This window comes from Lacinutrix sp. MEBiC02404, assembly GCF_053601575.1.
This window is the reverse complement of sequence record NZ_JBSHNV010000201.1, coordinates 1-379: the sequence shown is the minus strand read 5'-3', so window position 1 is coordinate 379 and position 379 is coordinate 1. Positions and strand designations below refer to the sequence as shown.

The following is a 379-nucleotide window of genomic DNA, read 5'->3' as shown; positions in this document are numbered from 1 at the left end:
TCCGGAGGTTAAAACAGTTACTGTTTCGGTGCTAGTTGTTCCGCAGGTTCCTGGACTTGCGTATTCTATCGTATAAGTAGTTCCTGAAATTCCGCTAGTTACCGTTCCGTTAGTTGCGTTTATTGTTGCACCATCGGTTGGGATCGGATTAAACGTAAAACTCCCACCAAGATCTCCTGTGATATTTGCGGTTCCGCCATCACAAGTTGCTGTCATAGTAAAAGCTGCGTTTCCGGAGGTTAAAACAGTTACCGTTTGTGTGCTACTTGTTCCGCAGGTTCCTGGACTTGCGTATTCTATCGTATAGGTTGTTCCAGAAATTCCATTAGTTACCACTCCGCTAGTTGCGTTTATTGTTGCTCCATCCGTTGGTATCGGA

At 45.1% G+C, this 379-nt stretch carries 1 protein-coding gene; it reads right to left on the bottom strand.

The window, feature by feature from the left end; translation table 11 throughout:
• On the bottom strand, positions 1-379 hold a 379-nt coding region (locus tag ACVCXO_RS12185), incomplete at both ends, for a hypothetical protein (RefSeq protein WP_452229866.1).